Here is a 12,504-nt window from a genome sequence, read left to right as displayed (position 1 = left end):
CGCGGCGTGTCATCACGTGGGTACGATGACGCCATGCCTCGGTGGGAGCACGGCAGCGAAGAGCGGCTGAAGCGGGCTGCCATGGAGTTGTTCGAAGAGCAGGGCTTCGAGGACACGAGCGCCGTGCAGATCGCGAAACGGGCCGGTGTCACCACGCGGACCTTCTTCCGGTACTTCCCGGACAAGGAAGGGGTGCTGTTCGCCGACGCGGACGCGCTGGCCGAGGCGCTTGTGCGGGCGGTCCTCCAGGAGACCGACGTGGCGGAGCCGCTCCGGTCGGTGGTGCGGACGCTGGCCGGGTTCGACTGGGAGGGCCTGGGGCCGCGGGAATCCCAGCGCAGGCGGGACGAGCTGATCACCGCGAACCCCGGACTGCTGGAGCGCGATCTGATCAAGCAGCGGCAGATGGCCGACGGGGTCGGCGAGGCGCTCCGGCGGTGCGGGGTGGACGCGGACGTCGCCGGCCTCGCGGCAGGCGTGGGGATCGAGGTGTTCCGCACGGCCTACCGGCAGTGGCTGGAGACCGACGACGCCGACCTGACGACGATGGCCGACGCCGCGGTCGCCCGCCTCGCCACGCTCATGCCCCCGCCGGGGAAAGCACCCAAGGCCCGGCGAAGCGGAACAGACCCGGCCCCGCGAACCCGCCGTCGAGCGACGGCCGCGCGCCCCACCTGACCACCGGCGGGGGCCACGAGGTGCCCCGTACCGCCCGCCCGCGGAACCGGGCGGCCGGTAGGTCCGGTGATCGGGTTCGCGGAACCGGGCCGCCGGTAGTCCGGTGGCCGGGTTCGCGGAACCGGGCGGCCGGTAGGTCCGGTGACCGGGCTCGCGGAACCGGTGTCCGACTCGGCCGGTTCTCCGGGGCCGACACGGCTTCCGGCGCGACGGCGGGCGCGGGCGGTGGCCGGTCCGGCAGGCCCCTCGTCCCCCGAGCGAGCTACCCGCAAGTGTCCGCTCCGGCGGGATTCCACCGGGCCGATTGCTCCCTAGCCTTTGCCGTGCAAGGAAAACCCCTGCTGGCAGCCTAGGAAGTCGGAGTCATGGAACGCAGTGTTTCCCCGGACGACAGCCGTTCACCCGCCGAACTGCCCGAGACCAGGCGGCGGTTGCGCCGGTTCAGGTTCCCGGTCCTCTTCGCCTCGTTGTTCGTCGTCATGCTGGCCGTCGTCGGCATCGACACCCTCGTCGCACCCGTCCCCCTCCTCGCGCTGCCGATCGGGATCGGGCTCGCCGTGGCCGGGATCGTCTGCTACCGCCGGTTGTCCCAGGTCGTCGAGGTCCGGGACGACGTGCCCGAACTGGCGCCGGAGGGCCGGTGGTCCGGGTTGCGGAAGGGTGTGCTGCTCGGGTTCGGGCTGTTCTGCGCGATGCTGCTGGTGATCCTGGCGTTCGGCGGGTGGGGCGGCATGTCGTGGGGCTCGTTCGCCGGGTTCCTCGGCCTGGCCGGGATGATGGCGAGCGTCGCGGTCATGGAGGAGGTGCTGTTCCGCGGGGTGCTGTTCCGCATCCTGGAGGAGCGGGCGGGGACGGTGATCTCGCTGGTGGTGTCCTCGTTGCTGTTCGGCGCGACGCACCTGGTCAACGTGAACGCGACGCCGTGGGGCGCGCTGGCGATCGGGCTCACCGGCGGCACGATGCTGGCCGCGGCGTACACCGCGACCCGGTCGCTGTGGTTCCCGATCGGCCTGCACTTCGCCTGGAACTTCACCCACGCGGGTGTCTTCGGCATCGCGGTGTCCGGGTCGGACGACGTGCCGAACGGGTTGCTGCACACCACCCTGGCCGGTCCGTCGGTGCTCACCGGCGGCACGTTCGGCCCGGAGGCGAGCCTGATCGCCCTGCTGGTCTGCCTCGTGCCCACCACCCTGTTCCTGCGCCGCGCGGCGCGCACCGGTCTGATCCGCCCCCGCCCGCGCTCCTGACGCGGGTGCCCGGCTCAGGCTCCGGGCCGGTTGCCCGTGGGGATCGTGATGACGGTCGTCGTCGGCGAGGAGGCGTTGTTGAGGAACAGCATCGCCAGCGCGCGGATGAACTGGTCGAACATGTAGAACCCCACGGGCATGACGGGCAGCAGGCCTTCCCGGAACGCGATGTAGGCGGGCCAGCCGGTGCGGACGAGCGCCGCCGCCGCGAGGTCGCGGCGTAGTCCGAGCCAGTCGCCGATCGCGTCGCTGAGCACGTAGCGCACGAACTCGTTGAGGAACCCTCGCGTGACGCCCAGGTCGATCTGCGCGGTGAGCCCGAGCAGGTCCTCCGCCAACTCCCTGCCCTCGAAGGAGGGGGCGAGGATCGGGGTGAGCACCCGCGCCGCCTGGGCGTCCGCGGCGGCCCACGTCTGGGGGATGAACTCGTCCCGGACGCCGAGCAGGTGGATGGCGACCTTCCACATGTGCAGGAAGGCGTCCTCCTCCGCGGCCGTCATCGGGACGCGCCACTCGACCAGCTTCCGGTGCACGAAGGTGCCGAGGCTGTGGAAGGTGACCAGGATGTCGCCGTTGCTGATCGGGATCCCGTTCTGCTCGTCCGCGACGGCCGACCAGTGCGGCGACTGGGGGAGCAGGTGGCGCACGGCGGCGTGCACCAGGCGCGTCTTGTTGGCCGTGACCACGAACTGGCCGCCCGGCTCGAAGGCGTTCAGCTCGCTCAGGTCGTAGCCGAAGGTGAACGTCTTGGCCGCGCGGTCCTGCATGTCGGCGCCGCCGGCGGACCAGTACACCGACTTGGCCTCGCGCGGGATCACCGTGCTCATGATGCCGCTGCCGAGGCCGTACAGCATGAACAGGTAGGTGTCCTTGCGCCGGTTGAAGTCGGCGGCGAGGCGCAGCTTGGCGCGGTCGGCCCAGGCGGGCAGGGCGTTGGCGTGCTGGAGGTGGGTGGCCAGCGCGGTCGGCAGACCGGTGGGCAGGGCGTGGTTGTTGTTCACCCACGGCCGCAGCGCTGTGTTGACCGCCGGGACCTGGCCGGTGTCGAGGAGCGTCGCCATCACCTGGTCCAGCTCGTCGTCCCAGGCCCACCACGGATCGGCCCCCGCCGGGGCCGCCAGGGCCGGTGCCACGCCCGTCACGCCGACGAGACCCAGCGCGACGCCGAGTGAAAGTAAGTTCCTCCGGCTGAGATCGCTCATTTACATACCTAGCTTCCATGGTAGGTATATGCACTACACAGCGGTGGTAAAGCCCGCCGTGACCCTTGATCCCTGACGAGACTCCCCGTTAACATATCGAAGCAGGAGGCCCGTCGGCAAGTGCGTCGCGGCCACCCTGGACCGGTCCGCTACTCCAGAGGAGTCCGCATGACCAGGGAACAGCTCACGGCGGCGGGTTCCCGTCCCGCGTGGGTGACCGACGAGGTGGTCGCACGCTGGTGCCGGTGGGTGGCGCGGCACGGGGCCGCCGAGCCGGAGCCGGTGACCGCCTTCGCGCCCTTCGACCTGTCGCCGACGGCGACCGTCCCCGCGTGCGCCCCGGAGGACGTCGCGTCCGCCGTCGCGGGCGCGCGGGAAGCCCAGCGGGCGTGGGCGACGACGTCGGCCGCGCACCGTCGGGAGATCGCGCTCGCCTTCCACGACCTGCTGCTGCGGCGGCAGGAGCAGGTGCTCGACCTGATCCAGTGGGAGACGGGCAAGGCGCGGTACCACGCGTGGCAGGAGGTGGCGCAGGTCGCGGCCATCGCCCGGCACTACGCGCGCCGCGCCCGGCACTACCTGGCGCCGCGCCGGGTGCGCGGGATGGTGCCCGGCCTGACGAAGGTCCGGGAGGTGCGGGTGCCGAAGGGTGTCGTCGGCGTCATCTCACCGTGGAACTACCCGCTCTACCTCGGGGTCGGGGACGTGCTGCCCGCGCTGCTGGCGGGCAACGCCGTCGTGTCCAAAGCGGACTCCCAGACCGCGCTGACCCTGTTGTGGGCCAGGGACCTGATGGCCGAGGCGGGCCTGCCGGACGACCTGTGGCGGGTCGTGACCGGCTCGGGGTCCGTGGTCGGGACCGCCGTGGTCGACGCGGTCGACTTCGTGTGCTTCACCGGGTCGACCGCCACCGGCCGCACGGTGGCCGAGCGCGCCGCGCGCCGACTCGTCGGGGCGTCGCTCGAACTCGGCGGCAAGAACCCGCTCATCGTGCGCGAGGACGCCGACGTCACCGCCGCCGCGGCGGGCACGGCGGTGGCCGCCTTCGCCAACACCGGGCAGATGTGCGTGCACGTCGAGCGCGTCTACGTGCACGAGCGCGTCCACGACGCGTTCCGCGACGAACTCGTGCGGGTGACGAGGGCGCTGCGGCTCGGGCGGACCTACGACTACTCGTCGGACATCGGGTCGTTGGTCTCGCCCGCTCAGCTCGCGGCCGTCGAGGCGCACGTCGACGACGCGGTGGGCAAGGGGGCGAGGGTGGTCGTGGGCGGTCGAGCCCGTCCCGACGTCGGCCCGCTGTTCTACGAGCCGACGATCCTCGAAGGCGTCACGCCCGACATGGCCGTCTTCGCGGAGGAGACGTTCGGTCCGGTGATCTCGCTGTACCCCTACGCCGCCGACGGCGATCCGGTCGCGCTGGCGAACCTCGGGACCTACGGCCTGTCGGCGTCGATCTGGTCGCGCGACAGCCGCGAGGCGCACCGGTTGGCCGGGCGGATCCGCTCCGGCTCGGTCAACATCAACGACGGCGCGGCGGCCGCGGCGGGCAGCGTCGAGGCGGGCATGGGCGGAATGGGCGACAGCGGGCTCGGCAGGCGCCACGGGGCCGAGGGGATCCGCAAGTACACCGACAGCCAGACGATCGCGGCCCAGCGGCTCCTGCCGCTCGGCCCGTCGCCGAAGTCGTCCGCGGGCGGTTTCGTCCGCCGCACCAACCAGCAGCTCGCCCTGCTGCGCCGCTTGGGCGTGCGGTGAACGACGACGTGCCGGGGCGGTGGCGGGCGCTGCGGGAGGAGCCGGGCCCGATCGACCCGCGCCTGCTCGACGACCTGTGGGCGGACCTCGACGTCGTCGACGCGTCGTCGATCCTCGGCTCCTGGAAGGGTTTCGCCTTCCCGACCGGTCACCACGTCGAGAGGATGCTGACCAGCAGCCGGTGGCACGGCAAGAGGTTCACCGCGCTGGACGACGCCCAACCGCTGATCTGCCGGGCCGCGGACGGCACCCTCCACTCCGACACCGCCGCGGGCAAGGGCGAGGCCAGCCTGTGGAACGTCGAGTTCCGCGGTGAGGTCACCGCCACGATGGTGTACGACGGGATGGCGGTCCTCGACCACTTCAAGCGGGTGGACGACACCACCCTGATGGGCGTGATGAACGGCAAGCCGGGCCTCGTGCTGGGGAACGGCGGCCTGTTCTACTTCGGCCTGGAACGCGAGTGAGGACGTCGGTGCTGCTCTCGCGCGGCTCCGCGCCCAGCGAGGTCGTCGAGGCCGAACTGGACGGTCCGCGCCCGACCGAGGTGATCGTCCGGATCGAGGCGGTCGGCGTGTGCCACACCGACCTCCTCACCCGGCGGGCGCTCGGGGACCGGCCCGCGGTGCTCGGCCACGAGGGGTGCGGCGTCGTCGAGCGGCTGGGCGAGGCCGTCGACACCCTGGCCGTGGGAGACCGGGTGGTGCTCTCCTTCGCGTCCTGCGGCGGCTGCGGGCGGTGCCGGGCGGGCCTGCCCGCGTACTGCGCCTCGGCGACCGCGCTGAACAGCTCCGGGCGGCGGCCGGACGGTTCGCCGACGATCCGGGTCGGTGGCGAGCCGGTGTTCGGCGCGTTCTTCGGGCAGTCGTCGTTCGCCGCGGCGGCGGTGGTCGACGCCCGGTCCTGCGTCCGGGTCGGCGACGTGCCGCCGGAGGTCGTCGCGCCGCTGGGGTGCGGGTTCCTGACCGGCGCGGGCGCGGTGCTCAACGCGCTGCGCCCCGCGCCGGGCGACCGGCTGCTGGTGGTCGGCTGCGGTGGCGTGGGCGCGGCGGCCGTGCTGACCGCCCTGTCCGAGGGCGTCGAGGTCGTCGTGGTGGAGCCCGTCGCGGCCCGCCGCGAACTCGCCGTCCGGTTCGGGGCCACCGCTGTCGCCGCGCTGGACGACCCGCTCCCGGCGTTCACCCACGCCCTCGACACCACCGGGCGTCCCGAGTCGATCTCCCGCGCGCTCGACCTGCTGAGCCCGCGCGGTGTCCTGGTCCTGATCGGGCTCGGACCCGAGCGGGTCGCCCTCGACGTGCGGTCCCTGGTGCTGCGCGGGCTCCAGGTGCGCGGCTGCGTCGAAGGCGACGCCGACCCGTCGGTCCTCGTGCCCGAACTGGTCCGGCGGCACCGGCGGGGGCGCCTGCCCCTCGACCACCTGGTGACGACCTACCCGCTGGACCGGTTCGACCAGGCCGTCGCCGACCAGCGCGCGGGTGTGGCGCTGAAGCCGGTGCTGCTGCCGTCCCGCTGAACCCCCAGCCCGAGAGTTCTGGAATGGAGTCCGGATGACCAGTGTCATTCCCACCGAGCGGTCGCTCTACGACGACGACCACGAGCTGCTGCGGGACACGGTCCGCGCGTTCGTCGACAAGCACGCCGCGCCCCACGCCGAGCGGTGGCGGGCGGAGGGCAAGGTCGACCGCGAACTCTTCGAGGAGGCGGCCAAGGCGGGCATCCTGGGCTTCACCATCCCCGAGGAGTACGGCGGCGCTGGCGTCACCGACTACCGCTTCAACGCGGTGATCGGCGAGGAGTTCTCGCGCTACCCGGTGTCGGACGGGCTCGCCGGGGTCGCGCTGTCCAACGACATCGTCGTGCCCTACTTCACCGACCTGACCGACGACGAGCAGAAGGCCCGCTGGCTGCCGGGCATCGCCGCCGGGAAGCTCATCGTCGCGGTCGCGATGACCGAACCGGGAACCGGCAGCGACCTGGCCGGGATCAGCACCACCGCCGTCCGCGACGGCGACGACTACGTCGTCAACGGCAGCAAGGTCTTCATCTCCAACGGCCAGAACGCCGACCTCGTCGTCACCGCCGTCCGGACCGGCCCCGACCGGCACCGCGGGATCAGCCTGCTGGTCGTCGAGGCCGACCGCGCGGGCTTCGCGCGCGGGCGCAACCTGGAGAAGATCGGCCTGCACGCCCAGGACACCAGCGAACTGTTCTTCCAGGACGTCCGCGTGCCCGCCGCCAACCTGCTCGGCGAGGAGGGGTCGGGTTTCCTGGGCCTGGTGCGCAACCTGCCGCAGGAGCGGATCTCGATCGCCGCCAACGCCGTGGCGTCGGCCGAGGGCGTGCTGGAGCGCACCCTGGACTACGTCAAGCAGCGCACGGCGTTCGGTCAGCCGATCGGGTCCTTCCAGAACACGCGCTTCGAGATGGCCCAGATGGTCACCGCCGTGCGGGTGAGCCGGAGCTACGTCGACGACCTGCTCGCCAAGCACGTCCGCGGCGAGCTGAGCGCCGCGGACGCCGCCGCCGCGAAGTTCTGGACCACGGAGCAGTACGTCGACGTCGTCGGGCGCTGCCTGCAACTGCACGGCGGGTACGGCTACACGACCGAGTACCGCATCGCCCACGACTACCTCGACTCGCGCGTCAGCACCATCTACGGCGGCACCACGGAGATCATGAAGGAGATCGTCGGCCGAGACCTCGGCCTGTAGCTCACTCCGGGCGGGCCCTCTTCTCGTCCAGGGTGCGGAGCGAGCCCTTGACCACCTTCCCGCCCGCATTGCGGGGGAGCCCGGAGAGCACGACCAGGTCCTTGGGCATCTTGAAGGAGGCGAGTTTCCCGTCGAGGAAGCCGGTCAGCTCCGGCAGGGACAGGTCGGCTCCCGGTGCGACGCCGACGAACGCGACCGGCACCTGCCCCCAGCGTTCGTCGGCCCTGCCGATCACGGCGACCTCCACCACCGCCGGGTGCTCGACGATGACGTGCTCCAGTTCGGCGCAGTAGATGTTCTCGCCGCCGCTGATGATCATGTCCTTCTTGCGGTCCACCACCCAGACGAAGCCCTCGTCGTCCTGCCGCACCAGGTCGCCGGAGTGGAACCAGCCGCCTGCGAACGCCTCCGCGGTCTCCTGCGGCTTCTTCCAGTACCCCTGCGTCACGGTCGGCCCGCGGTAGACGATCTCGCCCACCTCGCCGGGGGCGACGTCGTCCATGAACTCGTCCACGACGCGGTACTGGAGGGTCGGGATCGGCCTGCCGACGGAACCGAGCTTGCGCGCCGAGTCCTCGCCGCTGAGCACGCAGGTGATCGGCGAGGTCTCGGTCTGGCCGAACACGGCCACGTTCAGCGCGGCGGGGAACTTCTCGGCCATGGCCCGCAACGTCGTCCCGCTCGCGGGCGCGGCGCCCCAACTGATGATCCGCAGCTTCAGGTCGCGCTCGGCGATGTCCGGTTGGGCGCAGAGCAGGTCCCACTGCTGCGGGACGTTGAACACCACGGTCGCGCCCTCGCGCTCGTAGGCGTCGAGCACCGCGCGGGGGTCGAACGCGCCCAGCGGGTGGATCACGACCGTGCTGCCGACCAGGAAGTTCGCCACGATCGAGCCCAGGCCGGCGATGTGGAAGAACGGCGCGGTCAGGAAGCCGACGTCGGAGTCGTCGAACATCTTCATCGCCCGCACGCAGGTGAGCGCCTGCAACTGGAGGTTGCGGTGGGACAGCACCACTCCCTTCGGCCTGCCGGTGGTGCCCGAGGTGTACATGATCAGCGCCGTCGACTCCTCGCTGACGTCGGGCAGTTCCACCGGCTCGTGAGCGGACAGGAACTCCTCGTACGCCACGTGGTCCGCGGCCTCCTCCGCCGAACCGATGACGACCACCGTGCCGATCGACGCGGCGGACGGCGACGAGTTCAGCAGCGGCAGCAGCTTCGCGTCGACGACGACGGCCGACGGCGAGCAGTCGGCCAGGATGTAGTCGAGTTCCAGCGGCGCGAGCCGGAAGCTGAGCGGGACGGCCATCGCGCCCAGGCTGTTCGCCGCGAACACGCTCTCCACGAACCACGGGTGGTTCAGCGTCAGCAACGCCACGCGGTCGCCCTCGCCGACGCCCCGGTCCGCGAGCGCGGCGGCCAGCCGCAGCGACCGCCGCGAGAGCTGCGCCCAGGTGGTGGTCTCCCCGAGGTAGCGCAGCGCGGCCTTGTCCGGTCGCACCACCGCGTGGGTGGCGGCGTGCGCCATCCAGTGGTGCCGGAAGGTCCAGGCGGGAACCTCGGGGATCGACATGGCCACTCCTCCGGCGCTGGAACAGGTGGGGGTCGCCGCGTCATTATGCCTGTCCACCAACCGTTTGAGAAGGATTATGTTAATCGATAATCACGTGCCGGCCGATCGGGCGCGACCCGTGGGACGGCCCACGCCGGGCTGGTCCCGGAGACCTGGTCCGGTTCGTGGTTGACTGGCGCGCATGGCTCCGCGCCCCCTCACGCCCGCCAGGGAACCGCAGTGACCGCCGAGTCCACGGCGGACGTTCGACCGCGCAACCGCAAGCAGCTCATCGTCGACGCGGCGGGCCGGGTGTTCAGCGAGCGCGGCTACCACGCGGCGTCCATGGAGGAGATCGCCGCGGGTGTGGGCATCAGCGCGGCGGCCCTGTACCGGCACTTCCCCAACAAGTACGCGCTGTTCGCCGAGTGCGCGAACGTCATGGCGGACCGGCTCGTCGCCGCGCTCGGCGAGGTGCCCCCCGACGCGGCCCTCGCGGACGTGCTCACCGTCATCACCCGCGTCACGGTCGCCCACCGCGCGTCGGGCGGCCTGTACCGCTGGGAGGCCCGGTACCTCAACCGCGAGGACCGAGCCGTGCTCAGGGGCAAGTTCGCGCACGTCGTCGAACGGGTGACCGACGTGGTGCGGCACGAGCACCCGCTGCCGGACGAGCACCTGCGCGCCGTGGCGGCCCTCGGCGTCATCGGGTCCATCACGATGCACCACACCTCGATCGCGGTGCGCCGCGTCGAGGAACTGCTGCTCGCGTCCGCCACGCGCGTGGTCGCGACCGACCCGACAGCGGTCGCCGGGAGCGCGCACCTCGTCGACCTGCCCACCCCGCCCGCGCCGCGCACCCGGCGTTCGGAGATCCTCGCGGCCGCCATCCCGCTGTTCGAGCGGGACGGGTTCGCCACTGTCACGAACGGCCGGATCGCCGAGGCCGTGGGGATGGTCCCGTCCGCGCTCTACCGCTACTTCCCCGGCAAGGCCGACATCCTCTCGGCCGCCTGCCTGCGGGCCGCGGCGCTCCTGGCCCAGGCGGTGGAGCAGAACCTCCGCGGCGTGGTGGACCCGCACGACGCCGTGGTCGCGCTGACGGCGACCTTCGTGGCGTACAGCTTCGAGCACACCGCGCTCACGAGCGTCGCGAACTCCGAACTGGGCGGCCTGCCGTCCGCGCTGCAACGACCCGTGGTCATCGCGCAGCGCGAGCACATCGCCGTGTGGGAGCAGCAACTGCGGCTGGCCCGTCCGGAACTCGACTCGCGCCAGGCCCGCGTGCTGGTCCACGCCGGGTTCGGCGTCGTCGTGGAGGCCGGACGTCGACTGCGGTGGCGGGACACCCCCGCCCACCGCGACGCCGTCGCCGCTCTGCTCGTGGGCGCGCTGGGCCTCTGAGAGGACCCGGCGCCCACCCGAGGCGGAATTTCGCCGCTGTGCCGATAGGCGGTTGTTCAACCAAAATCATCTGGGTACGGTGATGCGCAAGCTGGCGGTTTCGCCGGTGGGGGAAATCAATTCCGTGGGGGAATAATGATGAGATCCCGAAGATCGGTGCTGGGCGTCTTTTCCGGCTTGGCGCTCATCGCGTCAATGCTCGTCACCATTCCGGCCTCGGCCGAGCCCTCGACGAAAACCGATTCGATCGTCGGTTCGTCCGCGCTCGTGTGGGACGAGGGAGCGGGCGCGCAGCGGAAGGTTTCGGCCGAGGACGCCGAACGGATCGTCACCGAGTACTGGACACCGGCGCGGCTCGCGTCGGCCATTCCCGCAGTCGCGCCCGCGGGCAAGGGGAACGCGGAGAAACCGACTTCGGTCGCGGACGCCGTGACCGCCGCCGGTCCGTCGGCGCCGTCGGACGGCGTGTCGACCCAGGACGCCTGGTTCTCCTACACCAACGGCAAGATCTTCTTCGTCGACCCGAGGGACAGCCGCCGGTACGCGTGCTCCGGCAGCGCCCTGAACAGCGGTTCCAAGCGCCTGGTCGTCACCGCGGGTCACTGCGCGGTCGTGGGTGGCGGCAACGGGCAGGTCATGCTCAACTGGATCTTCATCCCCGGCTACGACCACGGCTCCGAGCCGCGGGGCCGGTTCTCCGCCTACTGGTTCCACTACTCCACCGGGTGGTCGGTCAGGAACGACTGGCAGCGGGACTTCGCGTTCGTCGTGGCGAACACCAACGGTTCCGGCCAGCGGGTCGTCGACGCGGCGGGCGGCCACGGATTCCGGGTCAACGGTGGTTATAGCCGATTCGTGCACATCGCGGGTTATCCGGGAAACCGCGACGGCGGCGAGGTGCAGTGGTACTGCTGGGGAACGACCGATCGGTGGCCGAGTGCCAACGCCTATCGACTCGGCTGTGATTTCGGTGGCGGCGCCAGTGGTGGACCGTGGCTGGAGGAATACCAGTCCAACGGACTCGGTTACGTGATCAGCGCGACGCAGGGGCTGCTCGACGGGAACAATTCCGGGCCCTATTACGACAGCCACGTCCTGGACGTCTACAACGCGGCGAAGGACCACCAGCCGTAAGCGGGAGGTATCCGAGATGACCCGAAGGCGAACGGTGATCGTGGTGGCCCTGGTCGCGGTGGCCGTCGTGCTGGGCGCCTCCGCGGTCGCCGGGCTCCGGGGCGCGGGCGGTCCGGCCGCGCCCACAGGCCCGGAGGTGGCCGACGGGCCCGCGCAGCACACCGACCCGGACTACTGGACCGAGGACCGCCTGCGCGACGCGGAACCGGCTCCCATGCCGAAACCACCCGCGGGATAGCAGGCGCGTGCTCGGGACCTGGTCCTGGTCGGCGCGGTACCGGAGGACGGGCGGAGGCCCGCCCCACCCGAGTGGTGGGGCGGGCCTCCGCGTCGTGACCGGCCGGGATTTGTCATAAGCCATCGCTATTCCTCCACGGCGCCGCCGAGACCGCGGAGGTGCCGCCGGAAGGTGTGGGACGAGTCGGTGGCGCGCCGGGCGAGGTAGCCGTCGAAGTCGGTCTGCTCCCGGAGCGTGCGACCCGCCCTGATCCCGTCGGCCTGCGCGCGTTCGACCTCGCGGATCCGGTGCGCCGTGGCCAGCACCTCCTCGACGCGGTCGGCGGCGACGAACAGCACGCCGTCCCGGTCGCCGAAGACGACGTCGGCGCTGGTGGTGGTGTGCGGCCCGAACCCGGCGTCCGCCGCGGGCGTCCTGCACGACGGCAAGGAGGTCAGCCTGAGGTTCTCGGACTTCTTCGAGTTCACCGACGACGGCCGCTTCTCCCGCCGCGACACGTTCTTCTTCGCCCCGCTGGTGTGACCGCGACCCGTGCCGTCCGCCCATCCGGGCGGCGGCCCCGGCGGGGTGGCGGGGG

11 protein-coding genes and 1 pseudogene are annotated in these 12,504 nt (G+C 71.7%); 9 read left to right on the top strand and 3 right to left on the bottom strand.

Annotated elements, in window-relative coordinates; all coding sequences use genetic code 11:
• Positions 1-33: 33 nt before the first annotated feature.
• Positions 34-678: a TetR family transcriptional regulator gene (locus NZH93_RS14000; protein WP_259623473.1), complete on the top strand. Its 645-nt coding sequence runs from the start codon at positions 34-36 to the stop codon at positions 676-678.
• A 365-nt stretch (positions 679-1,043) separates the two neighbouring features.
• Complete coding sequence (locus NZH93_RS13995) at positions 1,044-1,925, top strand: CPBP family intramembrane glutamic endopeptidase (protein WP_259623472.1); 882 nt, start codon at positions 1,044-1,046, stop codon at positions 1,923-1,925.
• Positions 1,926-1,939: 14 nt separating this feature from the next.
• Here the strand turns inward: NZH93_RS13995 and NZH93_RS13990 are convergent, their stop codons facing one another.
• Positions 1,940-3,127 carry an oxygenase MpaB family protein gene (locus NZH93_RS13990; protein WP_259623471.1) on the bottom strand — a complete coding sequence of 396 codons (1,188 nt, stop codon included), beginning with the start codon at positions 3,125-3,127 and terminating at the stop codon, positions 1,940-1,942.
• A gap of 168 nt (positions 3,128-3,295) precedes the next feature.
• Here NZH93_RS13990 and NZH93_RS13985 point away from each other — a divergent pair, with 168 nt between their 5' ends.
• From NZH93_RS13985 to NZH93_RS13970, 4 genes are read left to right on the top strand one after another with little or no spacing between them, the layout of a single operon-like run.
• Complete coding sequence (locus tag NZH93_RS13985; RefSeq protein ID WP_259623470.1) at positions 3,296-4,885, top strand: succinic semialdehyde dehydrogenase; 1,590 nt, start codon at positions 3,296-3,298, stop codon at positions 4,883-4,885.
• Positions 4,882-5,352, top strand: coding sequence for a DUF4334 domain-containing protein (locus tag NZH93_RS13980; protein ID WP_259623469.1), 471 nt, complete (start codon positions 4,882-4,884; stop codon positions 5,350-5,352). The genes NZH93_RS13985 and NZH93_RS13980 overlap by 4 nt, the downstream gene beginning before the upstream one ends.
• Positions 5,349-6,401 (top strand): NAD(P)-dependent alcohol dehydrogenase, encoded by a 1,053-nt coding sequence (locus NZH93_RS13975; RefSeq protein ID WP_259623468.1) that lies wholly within the window; start codon positions 5,349-5,351, stop codon positions 6,399-6,401. Before NZH93_RS13980 ends, NZH93_RS13975 begins: the two co-directional genes overlap by 4 nt.
• Positions 6,402-6,435: 34 nt before the next feature.
• Positions 6,436-7,599, top strand: a complete 1,164-nt coding sequence (locus tag NZH93_RS13970) for an acyl-CoA dehydrogenase family protein (RefSeq protein WP_259623467.1) — start codon at positions 6,436-6,438, stop codon at positions 7,597-7,599.
• A 1-nt stretch (position 7,600) separates the two neighbouring features.
• Here NZH93_RS13970 and NZH93_RS13965 read toward each other — a convergent pair whose 3' ends face one another.
• A complete protein-coding gene (locus tag NZH93_RS13965; RefSeq protein ID WP_259623466.1) occupies positions 7,601-9,172 on the bottom strand; it encodes a long-chain-fatty-acid--CoA ligase in 1,572 nt (523 codons plus the stop codon).
• Between the two features lie 219 nt (positions 9,173-9,391).
• On the opposite strand from NZH93_RS13965, the gene NZH93_RS13960 reads away from it, so the two are divergent.
• The 3 genes from NZH93_RS13960 to NZH93_RS13950 all read left to right on the top strand — a co-directional run bounded on the left by NZH93_RS13960 (position 9,392) and on the right by NZH93_RS13950 (position 11,927).
• Complete coding sequence (locus NZH93_RS13960; protein WP_259623465.1) at positions 9,392-10,555, top strand: TetR/AcrR family transcriptional regulator; 1,164 nt, start codon at positions 9,392-9,394, stop codon at positions 10,553-10,555.
• A 138-nt stretch (positions 10,556-10,693) separates the two neighbouring features.
• Positions 10,694-11,689, top strand: coding sequence for a trypsin-like serine peptidase (locus tag NZH93_RS13955; protein WP_259623464.1), 996 nt, complete (start codon positions 10,694-10,696; stop codon positions 11,687-11,689).
• 16 nt (positions 11,690-11,705) lie between these two features.
• On the top strand, positions 11,706-11,927 hold the full coding sequence (locus NZH93_RS13950) for a hypothetical protein (RefSeq protein WP_259623463.1): 222 nt from the start codon (positions 11,706-11,708) through the stop codon (positions 11,925-11,927).
• A gap of 125 nt (positions 11,928-12,052) precedes the next feature.
• Here the strand turns inward: NZH93_RS13950 and NZH93_RS13945 are convergent.
• Positions 12,053-12,504, bottom strand: a pseudogene (locus tag NZH93_RS13945) (hypothetical protein); the annotation flags it as partial.

The organism is Umezawaea endophytica (genome assembly GCF_025061645.1).
Lineage (GTDB): Bacteria > Actinomycetota > Actinomycetes > Mycobacteriales > Pseudonocardiaceae > Umezawaea > Umezawaea endophytica.
The sequence above is the reverse complement of the archived record's forward strand: the minus strand, read 5'-3'. Positions and strand labels throughout refer to the sequence as shown.

Bases quoted from the DNA above. Each gene is read 5' to 3' on its own strand.
- NZH93_RS14000 (WP_259623473.1), top strand. From the start codon at position 34: ATGCCTCGGTGGGAGCACGGCAGCGAAGAGCGGCTGAAGCGGGCTGCC.
- NZH93_RS13995 (WP_259623472.1), top strand. From the start codon at position 1,044: ATGGAACGCAGTGTTTCCCCGGACGACAGCCGTTCACCCGCCGAACTG.
- NZH93_RS13990 (WP_259623471.1), bottom strand. From the start codon at position 3,127: ATGAGCGATCTCAGCCGGAGGAACTTACTTTCACTCGGCGTCGCGCTG.
- NZH93_RS13985 (WP_259623470.1), top strand. From the start codon at position 3,296: ATGACCAGGGAACAGCTCACGGCGGCGGGTTCCCGTCCCGCGTGGGTG.
- NZH93_RS13970 (WP_259623467.1), top strand. From the start codon at position 6,436: ATGACCAGTGTCATTCCCACCGAGCGGTCGCTCTACGACGACGACCAC.
- NZH93_RS13965 (WP_259623466.1), bottom strand. From the start codon at position 9,172: ATGTCGATCCCCGAGGTTCCCGCCTGGACCTTCCGGCACCACTGGATG.
- NZH93_RS13955 (WP_259623464.1), top strand. From the start codon at position 10,694: ATGAGATCCCGAAGATCGGTGCTGGGCGTCTTTTCCGGCTTGGCGCTC.
- NZH93_RS13950 (WP_259623463.1), top strand. From the start codon at position 11,706: ATGACCCGAAGGCGAACGGTGATCGTGGTGGCCCTGGTCGCGGTGGCC.